14 protein-coding genes and 1 pseudogene are annotated in these 19,351 nt (G+C 73.8%); 9 read left to right on the top strand and 6 right to left on the bottom strand.

Translation table 11 applies throughout. The annotated features are described in order from the left end of the window. Positions 1–267 precede the first annotated feature (267 nt). The 5 genes from ABZ823_RS26040 to ABZ823_RS26020 all read left to right on the top strand — a co-directional run bounded on the left by ABZ823_RS26040 (position 268) and on the right by ABZ823_RS26020 (position 5,796). Positions 268–660 (top strand): ankyrin repeat domain-containing protein, encoded by a 393-nt coding sequence (locus tag ABZ823_RS26040; protein ID WP_361665060.1) that lies wholly within the window; start codon positions 268–270, stop codon positions 658–660. Between the two features lie 301 nt (positions 661–961). After that, complete coding sequence (locus tag ABZ823_RS26035) at positions 962–2,380, top strand: HEAT repeat domain-containing protein (protein ID WP_361665057.1); 1,419 nt, start codon at positions 962–964, stop codon at positions 2,378–2,380. A 139-nt stretch (positions 2,381–2,519) separates the two neighbouring features. Beyond that, on the top strand, positions 2,520–3,692 hold the full coding sequence (locus ABZ823_RS26030) for a glycosyltransferase family 1 protein (RefSeq protein ID WP_361665054.1): 1,173 nt from the start codon (positions 2,520–2,522) through the stop codon (positions 3,690–3,692). Beyond that, positions 3,689–4,942, top strand: a complete 1,254-nt coding sequence (locus ABZ823_RS26025; protein WP_361665051.1) for a glycosyltransferase — start codon at positions 3,689–3,691, stop codon at positions 4,940–4,942. The genes ABZ823_RS26030 and ABZ823_RS26025 overlap by 4 nt, the downstream gene beginning before the upstream one ends. Continuing rightward, entirely contained in the window at positions 4,939–5,796 is an 858-nt protein-coding gene (locus ABZ823_RS26020) for an SGNH/GDSL hydrolase family protein (protein WP_361665048.1), read from the top strand. Before ABZ823_RS26025 ends, ABZ823_RS26020 begins: the two co-directional genes overlap by 4 nt. An 11-nt stretch (positions 5,797–5,807) precedes the next feature. On the opposite strand, the pseudogene ABZ823_RS26015 reads toward ABZ823_RS26020, so the two are convergent. The 5 genes and pseudogenes from ABZ823_RS26015 to ABZ823_RS25995 all read right to left on the bottom strand — a co-directional run. Further along, a pseudogene (locus ABZ823_RS26015) lies at positions 5,808–6,674 on the bottom strand (biotin-dependent carboxyltransferase family protein); the annotation flags it as partial. After that, positions 6,671–7,288: an allophanate hydrolase subunit 1 gene (locus ABZ823_RS26010; RefSeq protein ID WP_361665045.1), complete on the bottom strand. Its 618-nt coding sequence runs from the start codon at positions 7,286–7,288 to the stop codon at positions 6,671–6,673. The pseudogene ABZ823_RS26015 and the gene ABZ823_RS26010, both read right to left, overlap by 4 nt. After that, complete coding sequence (locus ABZ823_RS26005; RefSeq protein WP_361665042.1) at positions 7,285–8,037, bottom strand: 5-oxoprolinase subunit PxpA; 753 nt, start codon at positions 8,035–8,037, stop codon at positions 7,285–7,287. Before ABZ823_RS26005 ends, ABZ823_RS26010 begins: the two co-directional genes overlap by 4 nt. 22 nt (positions 8,038–8,059) lie before the next feature. After that, positions 8,060–8,881: a putative hydro-lyase gene (locus ABZ823_RS26000; protein WP_361665040.1), complete on the bottom strand. Its 822-nt coding sequence runs from the start codon at positions 8,879–8,881 to the stop codon at positions 8,060–8,062. Continuing rightward, a complete protein-coding gene (locus ABZ823_RS25995) occupies positions 8,878–10,197 on the bottom strand; it encodes an MFS transporter (protein ID WP_361665038.1) in 1,320 nt (439 codons plus the stop codon). The genes ABZ823_RS26000 and ABZ823_RS25995 overlap by 4 nt, the downstream gene beginning before the upstream one ends. A 175-nt stretch (positions 10,198–10,372) precedes the next feature. Here ABZ823_RS25995 and ABZ823_RS25990 point away from each other — a divergent pair, with 175 nt between their 5' ends. The 4 genes from ABZ823_RS25990 to ABZ823_RS25975 all read left to right on the top strand — a co-directional run bounded on the left by ABZ823_RS25990 (position 10,373) and on the right by ABZ823_RS25975 (position 18,433). After that, positions 10,373–11,068, top strand: a complete 696-nt coding sequence (locus tag ABZ823_RS25990; protein WP_361665035.1) for a GntR family transcriptional regulator — start codon at positions 10,373–10,375, stop codon at positions 11,066–11,068. A gap of 147 nt (positions 11,069–11,215) precedes the next feature. Continuing rightward, positions 11,216–12,745, top strand: coding sequence for a hypothetical protein (locus ABZ823_RS25985; protein ID WP_361665032.1), 1,530 nt, complete (start codon positions 11,216–11,218; stop codon positions 12,743–12,745). Positions 12,746–12,782: 37 nt separating this feature from the next. Then, entirely contained in the window at positions 12,783–13,661 is an 879-nt protein-coding gene (locus tag ABZ823_RS25980; protein WP_361665029.1) for a hypothetical protein, read from the top strand. Positions 13,662–13,792: 131 nt separating this feature from the next. Next, positions 13,793–18,433 carry a hypothetical protein gene (locus tag ABZ823_RS25975; protein ID WP_361665026.1) on the top strand — a complete coding sequence of 1,547 codons (4,641 nt, stop codon included), beginning with the start codon at positions 13,793–13,795 and terminating at the stop codon, positions 18,431–18,433. A gap of 104 nt (positions 18,434–18,537) precedes the next feature. Here ABZ823_RS25975 and ABZ823_RS25970 read toward each other — a convergent pair whose 3' ends face one another. Then, positions 18,538–19,134 (bottom strand): hypothetical protein, encoded by a 597-nt coding sequence (locus ABZ823_RS25970; protein WP_361665102.1) that lies wholly within the window; start codon positions 19,132–19,134, stop codon positions 18,538–18,540. Positions 19,135–19,351: the final 217 nt, after the last annotated feature.

The following is a 19,351-nucleotide window of genomic DNA, read 5'->3' as shown; positions in this document are numbered from 1 at the left end:
CGATAAAAGGTGCAAATGAGTGAAATCCGCCAGATTTCCCCCTGCTGGCGGAGCTGTCCGCGCCGACGGAGCGGGTCCGCGCGCCCGACGGGCACTGTCGTGATCTTTGCCTGGCGTGGTGCCGGTCATGTGCCGCGGAAGCCAGTACGCTGGCGATTCACCCGTACGGCGGCACCGCCCGCGCCAACCAGGCGTGCACGACGGCTCCGCTCGCTGTCGTACGCTCCCGCAGTCCCCAGCAGTCTGTAGTGAGAGGCGGTCCGGCCGATGAGTGAAGCCCCCGACCCCGAGGTCGTGGAGCTGGCGACCAAGATCTTCGATCTGGCGCGCCGAGGCGAGACCGAGGCGCTCGTGGCGTACGTCGACGCCGGCGTTCCGGCCAACCTCACCAACGACCGCGGCGACTCCCTGGTGATGCTCGCCGCCTACCACGGCCACGCCGACGCCGTCCGGGCCCTGCTGGAGCGGGGCGCGGAGGCCGACCGCGTCAACGACCGAGGCCAGACGCCGCTCGCCGGCGCGGTCTTCAAGGGCGAGGTGGAGGTCATCCGGGCGCTCCTCGACGGCGGCGCCGACCCCGCCGCCGGTACGCCATCGGCCATCGACACCGCCCGCATGTTCGGCAAGAACGATCTGCTCGAACTGTTCGGCGCACACTGATACGAAAGCTCTGACCAGCGAAGACGACGAAAACGGGGGAGGCGGTACGGGGCCGCCCGAAATAAGGTCGCGACAGCGCAAGACGCCGGGTCATCATGACGTCGTGGTTCATGGACGCGATGGCCGGGCAGGCGTTGCCGCACCGCGCGGACCGTGATGCGGCCCGCACGGGCCACCGACGAGAGGCAGAGGAAGATGGTCTACAACAAGCAAGAGACGGCGGGCGCCCCGACGTGTTGTCACGCGGCCAGGTAATGCGTGTTCCCCGGTTGCGTCGACGCTTGATGTGAGGCTGTTTCCCATGTTCGAACCGGTCATAGCGCCCAGTGGAACGCTGCTCGGCCTCCTCCAGAGGGGCCGCGGCGACGGCACGCTGCACGCGCTCACCGCACCGCGCGCCGAGGCGCTCGCGGCTCTGAACCACTGTGTGCTGCGCGACCCCCGCCACGACTGGCAGGTGGAGAACCGCTCCCTGTACTACGCCCGGCTCTACCTCGATCTGAACGGCGAGCTGGACGAGATCGAGGCGCACCTCTTCGGCCCCGAGGACGTCCTCGACACCGAGGAGTGCCGAACCGGCCTCGCCCTCGCGGTCCTCGGGCACCTCGCCTCCTACGGCAGGCGCGACGCACTTCAGCTGCTGCGCAGGTACGCCGCCTCGGGCTACAACTGGGCGTGGGCCCTGGACGAGCTGGCGCTGCGCGACGACGACGCGGGGCTGCGCGCCCTCGCCGCTCCCGTCCTGGCCCGCTTCCCGGCCGACCCCGAGGGCGAGGCCGAACTCGCGGCCGCCGTCCGGGACGCCTTCGAAGTCCGGCCCTGGCGGCTGTGGGCCGACGACCCCCGCGCCTCCGTCGCCAGGCGCGTGCGTGCCGCACAGGAGGCCGGCTGCTTCGACAGGTGGCAGCGGCAGCTGCGGCCCCAGGGTCCCCGGCCGGGCTGGAGCGTCCAGGCCGTCTTCGACTGGGCCCAGCAGGGCATCGAGCGCGGCGCCGTTCTCCATGTGCCCGCCGCCCGCTGCCTCACCGCCGTCGCGGGCCCCGAGAACCGGCCCGAGATCCTCCAGGCCGCCCGCTCCGGCGGCGACGGGGCCCGCTGCACGGCCCTGCGCTACCTCGCCGACGGCAACGACCCCGAGGCGCTCGACCTGATCGAGGACGCCCTGGCCACCGGGTCCGCGCTCGTCGTGGACGCGGCCGTGGACGCCTTCGAACGGATGCGCAGTGTCGCCGCCGTGGACCGGGCGCGCGGCTGGGCCCGCCGGCCCGACGCGCTCGGCGCCGCCGCCGGCCGCGTGCTCGCCTGCCGGGGCGGCGCCCAGGACCGCGACCTGGTTCTCGCGGCGCTACGGGAGGCGGTACGGGGTGAAGGCCCCGACGCGCCGACCCTGTGGACGCTCGTCGACGGCGCCGGACGGCTCGGCATCGGCTGCGCCGCACCGGTTCTGCGCCATGTCTACCGCGAGACCGCCTCGTCCCATCTCCGGGGGCGCGCCGCCCGCGCACTGGCCGCCACCGACCCGTCCTTCGCCGCCGGATTCGCCGTCGAGTGCCTCTGGGACTGCGAGGAGTCCACCCGTGAGATCGCCGCACGGCATGCCGAGACCGGGGATGTCCGTGTCGTCGAGCAGTTGCGCCGGCTCGCCGCGGACCCGGCCGAGGAGGCAGAGGTCCAGACAGCCGTACGGAGCCGGATCGGGCCAGACATGCCCACCGTGTGAACGTTTGGTGACCCGTGGGTCAGGATCGTATGGACAGGGGCTGACCCACTCGCCTGTGCAGCCCAACGCTCATGGGACGTTCCCCGGCCGGAAAGATCGACGTTGACGCGGCCACGTCCAGCACGGCGAGAACACGGGTATGCGTGTCGTCATCGTGACCGAATCCTTTCCCCCCGATGTGAACGGCGTGGCCCACTGCGCGCTCCAGACCGCCCGGCACCTCGTCGATCGCGGTCACGTTCCCCTCGTCGTCGCTCCCACGACCTCCCCCAAGTCCTCGGCGTCGTTCGGACAGGGAGGCGCCCCGATCAGGACCGGCACGGGAGCCGACGCCCTCGCGCCGTGCCCCGTCGTCCGTGTCCCCTCCATCTCGCTCCCCGGCTACCCCCAGGTGCGCGTGGCACTCCCCAGCCGACGCGTCGCCGCGGCGATCACCGCACACCGCGCCGACATCGTGCACCTGGCCAGCCCCTTCGTCCTCGGCGTCCGCGGAATGGCGGCCGCTGCCCGGCTCGGCATCCCCGCCGTCGCCATCTACCAGACCGACCTGGCCGGATACGCCCGTACCTACATGGGCGCGGGCGAGGCCGCGGCCTGGCGGCGCATCCGCTCCGTGCACGCCGCGGCCGACCGCACCCTCGCGCCCTCGAGCGCGGCCCGCAGCGACCTGGAGGCGCACGGCGTGCCCCGGGTGCAGCTCTGGCCGCGCGGCGTCGACACCGTCCGCTTCCGGCCGGACCTGCGCGACGAGACGATCCGGCGGGAACTGGCCCCCAACGGCGAGCTGATCGTCGGCTACGTCGGCCGGCTCGCCCCCGAGAAGCACGTCGAACTCCTCTCCGGTGTCTGCGGCCTTGACGGGGTCCGCGTCGTCGTGGTGGGCGACGGACCGAGTGAGACGACCCTGCGGGGCGCCCTGCCCGGCGCCGCGTTCCTGGGCCGCCGCACCGGCGACGAACTGGCCCGGCTCTTCGCCTCCTTCGACGTGTTCGCGCACACCGGCCCCTTCGAGACGTTCTGCCAGACCGTGCAGGAGGCCATGGCGAGCGGTGTGCCGGTCGTCGCCCCCGCCGCGGGCGGACCGCTCGATCTGGTGGCCCACGGGCGCACCGGCCTGCTCGTCCCGCCCGGCGACGCGACTGCCGTACGGGACGCCGTGTCGGCCCTGGTGGCCGATCCGGCGCTGCGGACCGCGTACGGGGCCGCCGGGCGCGCCACCGTCGAGGGCCGCACCTGGGCGGCCGTCGGCGACCAGCTCATCGGGCACTACGCGGACGTACTCGCCGCCCGCAGGACGGTGGTGGCGGCATGAGCTACGCCACCGAGCGTTTCGGCGGCGGACTGCGGATCGTGCGGCTCGCCAACTTCGTGGCGCCCGCCTCCGGCGGACTGCGCACCGCCCTGCGCGAACTGGGCAAGGGCTTCAAGGAGGCCGGACACGAGCCCGTGCTCGTCGTGCCCGGCGAACACCACACCGACCGCATGACCGAGCAGGGCCGGGTCATCACCCTTCCCGGGCCGCTGCTGCCCGGCACCGGCGGCTACCGGGTCCTCACGGACAAGCGGCGCGTCGCCGCCCTCCTGGAGGACCTGGTCCCCGACCGCCTGGAGGTCTCCGACCGCACGACCCTGCGCTGGACCGGCAAGTGGGCGCGGCGGGCCCGCATCCCCGCCGTGATGGTCTCGCACGAGACCGCCGACGGTGTCCTGCGCACCTGGGGCCTGTCCGAGAACCTCTCCCGGCGCGCCGCCGACGCCCTCAACACCCGCACGGCCCACACGTACGCGCGCGTGGTGTGCACCACGGAGTTCGCCGAGCGGGAGTTCGTGCGGATCGGTGCCCGCAACGTCGTACGGGCCCCGCTGGGCGTCGACCTGGAGCAGCGCCACCCCGCGCTGCGGCAGCCGGGGCTGCGCGACCAGTACGCGCGCGGGGACGAGACGCTCCTCGCCATGTGCTCCCGTCTCTCCGTGGAGAAGCGGCCGGGAACGGCCCTGGACGCCCTGGAGTCGCTGCTGCGGCGCGGGCGGCGCGTGGTGCTGGTGGTCGCCGGGGACGGGCCGCTGCGCGCCCGGCTGGAACAGCGAGCGCGGGAGCGGCGGTTGCCCGTCACCTTCCTCGGCCACGTCCGTGACCGGGACCTGCTCGGGGCACTGCAGGCCACGGCCGACGTGTGCCTGGCCCCCGGGCCCGCCGAGACCTTCGGCCTCGCCGCCCTGGAGGCGATGGCCTGCGGCACCCCCGTGGTGGCCAGCGTCTCCTCCGCGCTGCCCGAGGTGATCGGCTCCGCCGGGGCCGCTGCCGTCAACAGCGGTGAGGCCTTCGCGGACGCGGTCGAGCTGCTCATGGAACGATCCGAGGCCGAGCGCCGTGAGAGGGCACGCGCGCGTGCCGAGTGCTTCGGATGGAAGACCGCGGTGGACGCGTTCCTCGCCGCGCACGAGGCGCAGCGCCACGACACCCAGACGCACGACGCCCAGGCGCACGACACGCGGGCGCGCGTCACCCCGTCGCCGGCCGAGGCCCGGGTGCGGGACACCGCTCGGGAGGGCGTCGCATGAGACCCCTGCGTTTCGTGGCGCTCGGCGACTCGCTGACGGAGGGCGTCGGCGACCCCGTCGGGGACACCTGGCGGGGGTGGGCCTCACTGCTCGCCGGCGGACTCGCCCCCGCGGACGCGGCGGCGGAGTTCACCAACCTGGCAGTCAGCGGGGCCCAGACGCGGGACGTCCTGGAACGGCAGACCCCGCAGGGGCTGGACCTGCGCCCGGACGTCGTCTCCGTCGTCATCGGCGTCAACGACACCCTGCGCTGCACCTTCGACATCCACGCCGTCGCCGCCCGGCTCGACAAGGTGTACGCGGCCTTCCGGGCCCAGGGCGCGGTGCTGCTCACGGCCTGTCTGCCCGACCCGGGGTCGATGCTGCGGCTGCCCGGGGCGCTGGCGCGTCCGCTCGCCAGGCGGCAGCGGGCCGTGAACACGGTCGTGCACGCGCTGTCCGAGCGGTACGGAGCCGTCCATCTGCATGCCGCGGAAGGGGACTGGATCACCGACCGAGCGATGTGGAGCGCGGACCGGCTGCACCCGGGGGAGCGCGGGCACCGGCAGCTCGCCCGGCACTTCCACGCCCTGCTGGCCGAGGCGGGCGTCGCGACCGGTCCCGTGCCCTCGTCCGAACCCGAGTTCGCCTCACCCACCCGCTCGGCCAATCTCTTGTGGCTCGCCACCGCCGGGACGGGCTGGGTGGCCCGGCGGTGCACGGACCTGCTGCCCCAACTGCTCACCCTGGCCGCCGCCGAGGTGCGTCACAAGGCCAGCGGGACCAGCGCCCGGCTGGACCTGAGCGCTTCGCACGCGGTGGCGTCCGCGCTGGCCGCGATCTCGGTGGCCGAGCAGCAACCGGACGCGGCCTGAGGGGCCGCCTGACGACGGCTCACGAGTGTGAACCGGACCGGGGTGCCCGGAGTCGCCTGTGCGGCCGCAGGGAGGTCGGCGGCGCGCACGACCGCGATCACCGGGTACCCCCCGGTGGTCGGATGATCGGCCAGGAACACGACGGGCCTGCCGTCGGGGGGAACCTGGACCGCGCCCAGCACCATGCCCTCACTGGGCAGTTCACCCGTCCGGACACGCTCAAGGGCGGGACCTTCGGTGCGCAGGCCGATGCGGTTGCCGGCGGCGGACACCCGGTACGCGCGGGTGACGAGGGTGCGCAACGCGTCCGCCGTGAACCAGTCGTCGCGCGGGCCCGGCGTCACCCGCAGCACCAGTTCGGCCGGGGGCCCCGGCTGGGGAACCGTGTCCACGCGCGCACACGGACCGGCCGGTCTACCGAGCGGGAGCACGGCACCGTCCGCGAGCGGCGGCGGGCCGAGCCCGGAGAGCAGGTCCGTGGAGCGGCTGCCGAGCACCGGCTCCACGGCCACCCCGCCCGCGATGCCGAGGTAGCTGCGCACCCCTGCCCGCGCGGGCCCGAGCTCGAGCAGCGCGCCGCCCGGGACGCGCACCGGTGCCCCCCAGGGCGCCGGACGGCCGTCCACACTGACCGCGCACGGCGCGCCGCCGACCGCCATGGTGACCGCCGAACGCGGCCGTACCGCACAGCCATCGAGGGTCGTCTCCAGGACCGCCGCCCCCGGCGGATTGCCGACCAGCCGGTTCACGAGTGCCGCCGCGGGCGCGTCCAGCGCACCGGAGCGCGGCACGCCGAGGTGGGCGTGGCCGGGCCGGCCCCGGTCCTGAATCGTGGTCAGCGCCCCGGCGCGTACGACCGCGAGCGCACGGTCCGTCATCCGGAACCCACCGGCACGAAGCGGACGCGGGCCCCCGGAACCAGCAGGGCGGCCGGCACGCGCGCGTGGTCCCACAGCACCGTGTCGGTCGAGCCGATGAGCCGCCAGCCGCCCGGTGAGGAGCGCGGGTACACGCCCGTGTAAGGGCCCGCGAGTGCCACCGAACCCGCCGGGACGGCCGTGCGCGGGGTGGCCCGGCGCGGCACGTGGTAGCGGTCCGGCAGACCGGTCAGATAGCCGAAGCCGGGCGCGAACCCGCAGAAGGCGACGCGGAACTCGGCCGCCGCATGGATCCGCCCCACCTCCTCCGGCGGCACGTCCCACAGGGCCGCCACCTCCGGCACATCGGGGCCGTCGTACCGTACGGGAATCGCGATCGGCTCGCCCTCGGGCGAGGGGGCTCGCGGGATCCGCCAGCCGGTCAGCCGGGCCGCGGTCGCGGAGGGGTCGGGCACGCCGTCGAGCAGGACCGTACGGGCCGCGGGGACGATCTCGTCCGCCGTCAGCTCCCCGGCGGCCCGGCGGCGCAGCAGCTCGGCGTGCAGGGCCTGGGCCTCCTCCCCGGAGGAGACCTCGACCAGCAGGGACTCCTCGCCGACGGGCAGCACCCTCACGCGAAGGCCTCCACGCGCACGCCCGACGCCTCCAGCCCGGCGCGCACCCGGCGGGCCAGATCCACCGCTCCCGGCGTGTCGCCGTGCAGGCACAGGGAGCGTGCGCGCACCGCGATCTCGCGCCCGGAGCGCGCGGTGACGGTTCCCCGGCGGGCGAGGCCCACCGAGCGCGCCACGACCGTGTCGGGTTCGGTGATCACCGCTGCGTCCTCGCCACGCGGCACGAGGGTGCCCTCGTCCGTGTACGCGCGGTCGGCGAACGCCTCGGTGACGGCCGGGAGTCCGGCCTTCTCGGCCACCTTCAGCAAGCGCGACCCGGGCAGCCCCAGCACGGGCAGTGTCGCGTCGGCGAGCAGCACGCCGTCGACGACCGCCTCGGCCTGCCGCTCGTCGTGGACCACCCGGTTGTAGAGGGCGCCGTGCGGCTTCACATACGACACACGGGAGCCCGCCGCGCGGGCGAAGACCTCCAACGCGCCGATCTGGTAGGCCACTTCGGCCCCGAGCTCGGCGGGCGGCACATCCATCGCGCGCCGCCCGAAACCGGCCAGGTCGCGGTAGGAGACCTGGGCGCCGATCCGTACGCCGCCCTCGGCCGCCAGTTCGCACACCCCTCGCATGGTGGCCGCGTCCCCGGCGTGGAAGCCGCAGGCCACGTTGGCGCTCGTGACGACCGACAGCAGCCGTTCGTCGTCGGTGAGCCGCCAGCGGCCGAAGCCCTCGCCGAGATCGGCGTTCAGATCGATCATGATCCCTCCTGGTCGCCCGACGTCAGCCGACGCGGTACTGGTCGTCGCGGGCGTCGGTGATGAACATCTGCCCCGGTGCGTGGGTGATGGCGAACGGCGGCCGCGAGGCCATCACCGCCGCCTGCGGGGTCACCCCGCAGGCCCAGAACAGCGGGATGTCGTCCGGTTCGGAGTCCACCGGGTCGCCGAAGTGCGGCCGGCCGAGTCCCTCGATGCCGAGGGCCGAGGGATCGCCACAGTGCACGGGTCCCCCGTGCACCGCGGGGAGCAGACTGCTCTCCCGGATCGCGGCGGCCACGTGCTGCGGCGGAACCGGGCGCATGGACACCACCAGGGGGCCGTGCAGCCGCCCGGCCGGACGGCACTCGCGGCTGGTCACGTACATCGGGACGTTGCGGCCCTGCTCGATGTGGCGCAGCGGGACGCCCGCCTCGGTGAGTGCCCACTCGAAGGTGAAGCTGCACCCGATCAGGAAGGACACCAGGTCGTCCCGCCAGTGGCCCAGCACGTCCGTCGGCTCGTCCACCAGTTCGCCGTCCCGCCACACCCGGTAGCGCGGCAGATCGGTGCGCAGGTCGGCGCCGTCCGCGAGAATCGTGCCGAAGGCGCCGGCGTCGGTGACGTCCAGGACCGGGCAGGGCTTCGGATTGCGCTGGCAGAACAGCAGCATGTCGTAGGCCCAGTCCGCCGGGACGGACATCAGGTTGACCTGGGTGTGGCCCGCGGCGGTCCCGGCGGTGGCACCGGTCAGACCCTCGCGGAAGCGCGCCCGGGCCTCCCGCGGGGTCCACGCGTGCGCGTGCTCGTCGACGACGGTGACGGGGCGGTCTTCCGTACGGTTCACAGCAGCTCCTTCCCGCGGGTCTCCGGCAGTCCCAGCAGCGCCAGCGCCGCGAGGCCGTATCCCACCGCGCCGAAGACCAGCGCACCGCCCACGCCCCAGCTGTCGGCGAGGAAGCCCACCAGGGTGGGGAAGACGGCGCCCACGGCGCGACCGGTGTTGTACGTGAACCCCTGGCCCGTGCCCCGCACGGCCGTCGGGTACAGCTCGCTCAGATAGGACCCGAAGCCGCTGAAGATCGCCGACATGCAGAACCCGAGCGGGAAGCCGAGCACCAGCAGCAGGGTGTTGGCGCCGCTCGGGATGTTCGCGTACACCAGGACGCAGACCGCCGAGAGCAGGGCGAACAGCCAGATGTTGCGCCTGCGGCCCAGCCGGTCGGTGAGGTGGCCGCCGGTCAGATAGCCGATGAAGGCTCCGGAGATCAGGAACGTCAGATAGGCGCCGGTTCCGACGACGGACAGGCCTCGTTCCGTCTTGAGATAGGTCGGCACCCAGGTCGCCAGGGTGTAGTAACCGCCCTGGACGCCGGTGGAGAGCAGGCTCGCGAAGACCGTCGTGCGCAGCAGCCCCGGCGCCCCGACCGTGCCCGGACCGAAGATGGCGGCGAAGGAACCCTTCCGCGCGGTGCGTTCGCGCCGGGCCTGCGCCTCGGGAGCGTCGTGGACCCGGCGGCGTATCCAGACCACCAGCAGCGCGGGCAGTGCGCCGGTCCAGAACATGACGCGCCAGGCCAGGGCGTCGTCCACGAGAGAGAAGACCAGGGTGTAGACGGCGGCGGCCAGCGCCCAGCCCACGGCCCAGGAGCTCTGGACGGCGCCGAGCGTACGGCCCCGGTGCCGGGTGCTCGCGTACTCGGCGACCAGGATCGCGCCGACCGCCCACTCGCCCCCGAAGCCGAGGCCCTGGAGGGCCCGGAACACCAGCAGCGTCTCGTAGCTGGGCGCGAAGCCGCAGGCGACGGTGAAGACGGCGTATGTGACCACAGTGATCATCAGGGCCTTGACCCGTCCGATGCGGTCGGCGACCACGCCCGCGACGGCGCCGCCGACCGCGGAGACGATGAGGGTGACCGTGGTGAACAGGCCGGTCTGGCCGCTGTCCAGGCCGAAGTACGCCGCCAGCGCGACCATGCTCAGCGGCAGGGTGAAGTAGTCGTACGCGTCCAGGGCGTAGCCGCCGAAGGCTCCCGCGAAGGCGCGTCGGCCGCGCGGGCCCAGGGCCCGCAGCCAGCCCAACGCGCCCTGGGCGTCGATGGGTTCGGCCGCATTCGGCCGGACGTCCGAGGCCAGGGCCTCGGGTGGAGGGGTCGAGCTCATGGGCACCTCGCAGATGAGGGACGGAGGGTGCTGGAATCCGAGCCGTGCCGTGCGGAAGCCGCGGTGCCGCGTTGAGGAGAGCGGGCGGCGCCGTGCGCAGAAAGGTAGAGGATCGTTGAACGATCCTTCAATACCCGTGTTGTTTCGTCCTCGTGTCTGCGCTTGAATTCCGGGCATGGCAGAGCAGCTGACGGGACTGGCCGGCGACCGCGCCCTCCTCGGGCGCACCAGCACCGCCGAGCGCGTCTCGGACATCCTCAGGAGCCGGATCGCCGAGGGCTACTTCCCGCCCGGCACCCGGCTGTCGGAGGACAGCATCGGCGGCGCGCTGGGCGTCTCCCGCAACACGCTGCGCGAGGCGTTCCGGCTGCTCACACACGAACGGCTGCTGGTCCACGAGTTGAACCGCGGGGTCTTCGTGCGGGTGCTGGCCGTCGAGGACGTCGAGGACATCTACCGCGTCCGCAGCCTGGTGGAGTGCGCCGTCGTACGCGGCCTCGGGAAGCCGCCGTACGCCCTGGACGGGCTCGCCGAGGCGGTCGCCGAGGGGCAGCGCGCCGCGCGCGAAAGCGACTGGAAAGGGGTGTCCACGGCGAACATCCACTTCCACCGGGAGCTGGTGGCTCTCGCGGGCAGCGAACGCACCGACGAGCTGATGCGCAGCATCTTCGCCGAACTGCGGCTGGCCTTTCATGTGGTGGACGACCCGCGCCGGCTGCACGAGCCGTACCTCATGCGCAATCTGCGGATCCTCGAGACCTTGCAGGCGGGGGAGCGCGACCGCGCCGAGGAACTGCTCGCGATCTATCTGGACGACTCGCGAGCGGGCCTCGTCGAGGTCTACGGGCGCCGGGTGGCCGACCCGGGGTAGGGGGCCGTGCCCCGTGAGGGCCGCGGGGACCTGTACCGCCGGCCCCGCGCCACCCGCCCCGCACAGCCGATCCGCGCCTCCCCCCGCTCCCGCGGCGCGGTGTCATCGTTTGGGTCGTTGTCAGACTGAGGACCTAATCTGTGCACCGTGACTTCGCCTGCATCGACGGACCGTGTTCCGCCCCAGCTCAGCGCGGGGCCGCGCCCCGCTCCGGGCCCGGCCGCCGACGAAGGGCTGGCGCGGCGGCTGCGCGCCCTCGCCTGCACCGCGCCGCTGCACGACCTGGACGCACGCAAGGCCAACCTCGCGGGTGAGTACTCGGTCTACGGGATGGCGGAGATCGCCCTCGCCGCCATCGACCTGGTCACACTGAACATGGACTTCGACACGGGCGCCGACCACGACCAGATAGTGTCCCGGCTCATCCCGCGCATCGCCGCCCAGGCCCCGCGGCGCCCGGTCGCCGAGCACGAGCGCGTCGCCCGCTGGGTGCTGGAGAACCTGATCAACGTCGGCAGCGTCGACCGGGGCTTCCGCGCCATATACGGCACATTCGACCCGGATGGCACCTATGTCCGCCGTGACTACGACTTCAAGCTGATCGAAGAGGTACCCGGATACAGCGGGAGCGTCTACCTCCGCACGACGGACGAGGCGGTCAACGTCCTCGTCGGCGCCCTGGACACGGACGTCACCAGCGCGCAGATCGCCGCCGAGGTCAAGCTCGAGGTACTGATCAGCCGCGGACGCCTCGCCGACGCCCAGCTCGCCGCCGAGCAGGCGCGCTACCGAACCGTGCAGTACTCGGAGTCCCTGCGCAGGGCCCTGGAGGCCACCCGGCGCAACGTGCGCGCGGTGGACTGGCTCAACACGGTGCCGGACATGATCGCCGAGGCCCTCGACCACGTCGCCGACCGCTACCGCCACGAGAACGCCATCCTCACCAACATCCGCAAGGCCCGCGACGAGTCCGAGGACCCCGCACAGAAGCGACGCGCCGCCGAACTCGTCGACATCGTCAAGGACTGCATCCGCAGACACACCCGACTCCAGTCCCGGCTCCTGGAGGCGGGCCCGCTGTTCCGCGCCGAACAGGACCGGCAGGCGTTCGCCACGCCGATGACGGCATCCGGCACAGACCTCTACGGGCACCTTCTCGCCCCGGTGCTGCCGCTCCCGCTGGAACAGGCGATCCGCGTCACCGACGCCTTCTTCGCGCACGGCACGGGACTGCGGACGCCGGGTTGCGTGCGGCTCGGGGACCTCGTCGACCTGCTGCTGACGCCCCCGGTGGAGCGCGAGCACCTCGGGGCGGAAATGCCCGAGCCGGACCTCGTCGCGACACCGGACGACAGCCGGTTCAGCGAGGAACAGTTGGCCGCCGCGGCGCAGTTGCTCGACCTGCCGGCGGACGCGCCGCGGCGGCTGTCCGGGCTGCTCGCCGAGGCGCGCCTGACGGGGGACCCCGATCTGCCGTACCTGGTGGCCCTGTTGGCCGTGCACGCGGCCAGTCCGCCGGTGGGCACGGCCTACCGGCAGGGCGAGGAGAAGCTGCTCTTCGCCGTCGACGACGGAACGGAACTGGACGACCCCCAGTTCGGCGGGGCGGACCTGATCGTGGGGACGGCTCTGCTGGACGCTGCCGGAATGGCGGCGGACCGGACGGAGGCGGCATGACCGGCAACCAGTACCAGCGCACCAAGGAGTCCCGACCGTGACCGAGCACGTCGAGTGGAGCGAGCCGGAGACCGCCGCCGCGCCGGCGAGCGCCGCCGTCACCCCCGCCGACGCCGCCGACGCGGCACGGCTCGTCGCCTTCGGGCTGCAACCCAAGCTGGGGCCCGCCCGCGACCAGGAGTACGCGGACCTGCTGCGCCGCTACCGCGAGGACCCGTCCTTCGGACGCCTCGCCGACGCCGTCGCCACCGGACTCGGCCTGGTCGTCCTGGAGGTGTCCCCGCGCGCGGGCATGGCCGTGACCGCCGCCGAGGACTCCGTGTTCGCCGTCCGCATGAGCGACTACGCGCGTCGCACGTCGGCCGACTCCGGCGACCGCTTCCTGCACGGACTCGCCCATCTGGCCGTCGCCGCCCTCGCCTTCCCGCGCCCCGAGGACCTCGCTGACGACGGCTACATCGGCCGGGTCACGGTCAACGGCGTCGACGCCTTCGTGCGCCAGGCCTGCCGCCGCCTCGAGGAGCGGGCCGAGGAACACGGGGAGAACACCGACCCGGCGACCGACACTCCGGGCCTGGAGGCGGCCTGGCGTATCTGGGCCAGACGCAGTGCGACCGGGGCCACCAAGGACGCTCGCAGACTGGCGGGTTCCACCACCGGCATCGTTGCCAAGGCCGTCGCGTTCCTCACCGACTCAGGCTTCTTGCTGCGTACGGGCGACGAAAGCGGCGGCACCTACCGCACGACGGCCCGCTACCAGCTCCAGGTGCGCGACATGGCGGGCAGCGCGGCCATGGCCGCGCTCCTCGAACTGGGCGTCGTCCCGGTGACCGACGGCAAGGCCACCCTGCTGCCCGCCGAGGAGACCGACGACCTGGAGCTGCTGGCCGACGCCGGACTGCCGTTCCACTCCTGAGGCACCGGAGCAGGCTTCCGAAACGCCGCAGGGCCGTGAAGGCCCCGAAGCACAAGCCTTCGAAGCTCCCGGACCTATCACACCTCCCCACGTTTCCGAACACTCAAGCCGACCGACGACGAGAGCCCCCCATGTACGAGCTGTCCCGGGTCCGCCTCTACTCCATCGGGCCGGCCGGTGCGCGCTATGCCGACACCGTGCTGGACCTGCGGGGTGTGGGCGATCTGGTGCCCGACCCCGCGCCCACCCAGGCGGAGTTCTTCGAGGAGGAGCCCACCGGGCCGCCGCGCCGCCCCGCGCCCGCGGGTGTGCTCTTCCTGGAGAACGGCGGCGGCAAGTCCGTCCTGCTGAAGCTGATCTTCTCGGTGATGCTGCCGGGTCACCGCAACACCCTCGGCGGTGCCAGCTCGGGCGTGCTGCGCAAGTTCCTGCTCGCCGACGACTGCGGACACGTGGCCCTGGAGTGGCAGCACACGCTGACCGGCGAGTGCGTCGTGGTCGGCAAGGTGAGCGAGTGGCGCGGCCGCCAGGTCTCCAGCGACCCCCGGAAGTTCGCGGAGGCCTGGTACTCCTTCCGGCCGGGGCCCGGCCTGAGCCTCGACAACCTGCCGGTCGCCGAGTCCACGGCCGTACGGCCGCCCGTCGAGGGCGCGTCCGGAGCGCAGGGGCGGCGCCGCACGATGAAGGGCTTCAGGGACGCCCTCATGGAGGCGGGCAAGGCGTACCCGCACCTCGAAGTGCACTGGGAGGAGATCCACGACCGCTGGAACGAGCATCTGACCGACCTCGGACTCGATCCCGAACTCTTCCGCTACCAGCGGGAGATGAACGCCGACGAGGGTGAGGCCGCCGGTCTCTTCGCGGTCAAGAAGGACTCCGACTTCACGGACCTGCTGCTACGGGCCGTCACCGACACCCGGGACACCGACGGACTCGCCGACCTGGTCAGCGGATTCGGCAACAAGCTCGGGCGGCGCTCGGAGCTGATCGCCGAACGCGACTTCACCGCCGGGTCGGTGGACCTGCTCGGACGCATCGTCGACGCCGCCGAGACACGGTCACGGGCACGGGACATCCACGCGGGCGCCGAGCGCCGCACCCGCACGCTGGCGCGGAGGCTGTCCGCGCGCGGGGCGCAGGAGCGGGTCCGGGCCGCCGATCTGGCCCAGCGGGTGACCGCCGCCGCGTATGCCGTCACCCACGCCGAGGGCGCCAGGGAGCGCAGTGCTCTTGTGGCGGCCGAACTGGCCTACCGGCACGCCTCCTTGGCACTCGCCGGGGCGGAGAAGGCCGCTGCCGCGCAGAAGCGGGAACTGGCCGACGCGCGCCAGTTGTACTCGGCGTGGCAGGCCGCCGAGGCCGTGCTGCGGCACCGCGCCGCCGCCGACCGCTCCGCGCGCGTGGCCGCCGCGATCCGCGAGGCCGAACGGGACGCCGCCCCGGCACTGGCCGCCCGCGCCAAGGCAGCCGTCGATCTCGTACGGGCGCTGCACGCGGCCGCCGAGAGCGCCGAGTCCCTGGCCAACGAGGAGGAGGAGCGGTCCGCCGCCCTCCAGGAGGAGGGCGAGTCCGCCCACCGGGACGCCACCGCTGCCGCCACACAGGCACAGCGTGCCCGCAGCGAGGCGGAGCATCTGCGCCAGCGGCTCGCAGAGGTGGAGCAGGAGACCGCGCAGGCGGTACGAGCGGGCTGGCTGGACGACAGCGCCCCCGACGCCGACCCGGCAAGGGCCGCACTGGCCGCGAGCGATGCGGAGAAGACGGCCGTCGTGGGCTGGGACAGCGCCCGCGAGGCATCCCGCCGCGCGTCCGAGCACGCACGCGAGGCCGCCTCCGCCGAGTCCCGCGCGGAACTGACGGCCGCTCGCGCGGCGGACGCGGCCACGGCCGCCGAGCGTGCCTACCAGGCCGAGCGCCGGACCGCGCGGGCGCTGGCCGCGGAGGAGCGCCTGGCGGAACTGCTGAGCCTGTCGGGCACGGACGCGCACAAGCGGGTCCCCGGCCCCCGGCGCGACGCGGACTCGGACACCGACGTCTCCGACGCCCCGGCCACCGAGGACCCCCTCACGCCCGAGGAACTGGACGGCTTCGCCGACGAACTGCGCGCCCTGCTCGAGGACTCCGTCGCCTCCGCCGAACGGCAGCTCTTCGAACTGCGCACCGCGGCCGCCGACGACGCGCGCATCCTCGGGGCGCTCGGTGACGGCGGGTTGCTGCCTCCGGGTCCCGACGTGCTGGCGACCGTCGAGTTCCTCGGCGAACACGGCATTCCGGCGCTGCCCGGCTGGCGTTATCTCGCGCAGGCCGTCGACCCCGCCGACCACGCGCGCGTGCTGGCCGCCCGCCCCGAACTCGTCGACGGCGTGATCATCACCGATCCGGAGTCGCATGCCCGGGCCCGCAGGGCTCTGAGCGATGCCGCGCTGCTGCCCCGCTCCGCCGTCGCCGTCGGCACCGCCGCCGCGCTGCTCGCACCGGCCCCGGCCCTCGAGGGGAGCGACAGCGGCGCCGGCAGCGTCTTCCTGGTACCGCCGAACCCGGCCATGCACGACGAGCACGCCGCCGACGAGGAGCGGCAGGCACTGCGCGCCCGGGCCACCGCCCGGGACGAGGAGATCCGGGCGCTCGCGGCCCGGCTCGGCAAGGACCGGGAGCTGGCGGCCCGGCTGGCATCCTGGCGCACCGGCTGCCCGGCCGGCCGGCTCACCGAACTCGCCACGGCCGCCCTGGACGCCCGCGAGTTCGCCGAGGAGGCGGAGGCCGAGCTGGCCGAGGCGCGCACCGTCCGCGCCGAGGCCGACGAGGCCGCGGCCGAGGCCGCCCGGAGGCGCGACGAGCGGCAGGAGGCCGCCCAGAGAGCCCGCCGCGCAGCCGACGCCCTCGCCGGGCTGGCCTTCCGGCTGCGCGAGCGCGCGGGCTGGCAGGCGAAGCTGCGGGAACTCGCCGACGAGGCCGTCGAGTCGGAGGTCCGCGCCCAGTCGTGTCTGGAACGCGCCCGCGCGGCCGACGAGGACCGCCGCGCGGCGCAGCGCGCCGCCGACGACGCCCGCCGCACGGCGCGTGCGCTGCGCGGCGAGCGCGCGGAGATCGCGGGCGCCCCCGATGACGTACCGGAGGGCGACGCGGACACGCCCAAGGCGTCCCTGCCCGCCCTCCGCGAGGCCTACCGGGCCGCCTCCCAGGTGTACGAGAAGGTCGGCGTCGGTGCCGATCTGCGGGCCGAACAGGCGCGGGCCGAGAGCGACGAGTCCGCCGCGCTCGCCGAACTGGACCGGCTCAGCAACAAGGTGCGCACACGCGCCGAGCAGCTCCTCCAGTCCCCGGACGGCTCGGACGGCCCGTCCCGGCAGGCCGCCGCCGCACGCGCCGAGGAACTGGTGCAGCTGCTGGAGACCCGCATGTCCACGGCCAGCGAGCAGCTCGGGCGGCTGCGCGGCGAGGCCGAGCGGCACGCACCCGAGGACGGCGAGGCCCACACCGAACTGCCCGAGGAGCTGATGCCCCGGGACGCCGAGCACGCACAGGCCCTGCTGCGCACCGCGACGGCCGAACTGGCCTCCCGAGCCGAGGCGCTCGGCCAGGCCCGCGAGGCCCACGCCGGACTGCTTCAGACCCATCGGGCCGCCGAGGACGCGGCGAGCGGCTTCGACGAGGTCGTGGCGATGCTCCGCGACCTGCTGCGCGAGCATGCCCCGGAGGAGGAGCAGGAGGAGCCGGAACCTTACCCGGGCACGCTGGAGGAGGCCCGCCGGGCCGCCGCCGAGACCCGCAGGTCGCTGCGCGGCTGCGCCGCCGATCTGTCCGCCGCCGAGACCGCCGTCCGCGAGGCCTGCGACGTGCTGGTCCGGCACGCCAACTCCACGCGGTACGAGCAGGTCCGCACCCCCGCCCGGCAGCAGATCCGCGAACTGCCCGCGTCCGCGCTGCCGGAGCACGCACAGCGGTGGGCGGATGCCTTCGCGCCCCGACTGCGCGTACTGACCGACGAGTTGGCGCAGCTGGAGCGCAACCGCGACTCGATCGTGGACCGTCTGCGGGGCCTGGTGGAGTCGGCGCTGACGACCCTGCGGTCCGCTCAGCGGCTGTCCCGGCTCCCCGAGGGCCTCGGTGAATGGTCCGGGCAGGAGTTCCTGCGGATCCGCTTCGAGGAGCCCGACCAGGCCACGCTGATCGAACGCCTCGGAGAGGTCGTCGACGAGGCGACCCGGGCGGCCGTCAAGAAGAACTCCGACCTGCGGCGCGACGGCATGTCGCTGCTGCTGAGGGGAGTCGCGGCGGCGCTCCAGCCCAAGGGCGTCGCGGTCGAGATCCTCAAGCCGGACGCCGTGCTGCGTGCCGAGCGGGTTCCGGTCGGGCAGATGGGGGACGTGTTCTCGGGCGGGCAGCTGCTCACCGCCGCCATCGCCCTCTACTGCACGATGGCGGCGCTGCGCTCCAACGACCGGGGCCGCGACAAGCACCGCCACGCGGGCACGCTGTTCCTGGACAATCCCATCGGGCGCGCCAACGCCACTTATCTGCTGGAGCTCCAGCGGGCCGTCTCGGACGCGCTCGGCGTCCAGCTCCTCTACACCACCGGGCTCTTCGACACCACCGCCCTCGCCGAGTTTCCGCTGGTCATCCGTTTGCGCAACGACGCCGACCTGCGAGCCGGGCTGAAGTACATCCGGGTGGAGGAGCATCTCCGGCCCGGGCTGCCGCAGCAGCCCCCGGCCGGAGAGGCGGTGCACAGCGAGATCACTGCGACCCGGATGTTCAAACGGCCCGCGTGACCTACGCGTCCGCCCCCCTCTTCCAACACCGGCCGGCTCACCGGTCCACAGCTCACCCTGCACAACGGCGAGCTGTGCGAGACGGCCGCGTCACCGCCCTTGCGTCACGGGTGGGACAGCTGGCCGGCCCCGCCCTGCCTGCGTATGCGCCGCTGAGTCCGCTCCGCGGCCCGCGCCTGCCGCCGGGCCCTGCGGCGCTCGCGGCGCAGCTGCCGGGCCGTGCTGCTGGGGGCCGACACCACTCCATGGCGCTGGTACCACACCTGGCGCGTCACCCAGACGTCGAGTACGCCCCAGGTGGCCACCACGGTGCAGGCGACGCTCGAGAGGACCATCGGGAACGCCAGCCAGGAGCCGGCCAGTGTGCACAGGAAGGCGATGACCGCCTGGATCAGCGTCACCGCGATGATGAGCACCGCTCGCACCGCCGCCGTGCGCACCGGGTCCGGGAGCCGTCGCCGGGGCGCGGGCTCCTCCACCCACAACGGCCGGTAGTACGGAGCCTCCTGACGCTCCTTGTCCCTCGTCATCCGCCGGTCGCCCACCGGGGCGTCCGCCCTGTCCGCCGTGCCGCGCTCCCGCGTCGCCTTCCGGGCGGCGCGCTCCGGGACGCCGTCAACCGGTTCCTGCGCGTCCCCCCGCGCCAGGTTTGGCGCCGCCCCACCCGACCCGGTCGTCCCGCGTCGCTCCACCGTGCCCATCGACATGCCACTCCCCACCGCCCGCAGACCGCTCGCCCCGGCGTCATCCGACCCCGGCTCCCCAGTGGCTGCCCGGCTTGCGCTATTTTACGCCGCCTGGGTGCGGCATGCGGCGCCTGTGGCCGAATCCGCCCCCGATTCCCGTACAGAAGGACGACCGATGTTCCGCGAAGATTCCCAATGAGCGAAAATTTCCGGCCAACCGCCCTTCATGCCC

It is taken from the genome of Streptomyces sp. NPDC047079, assembly GCF_040643755.1.
In the GTDB taxonomy this organism is placed as follows: domain Bacteria; phylum Actinomycetota; class Actinomycetes; order Streptomycetales; family Streptomycetaceae; genus Streptomyces.
This window is presented reverse-complemented; position numbering and strand designations above follow the sequence as displayed.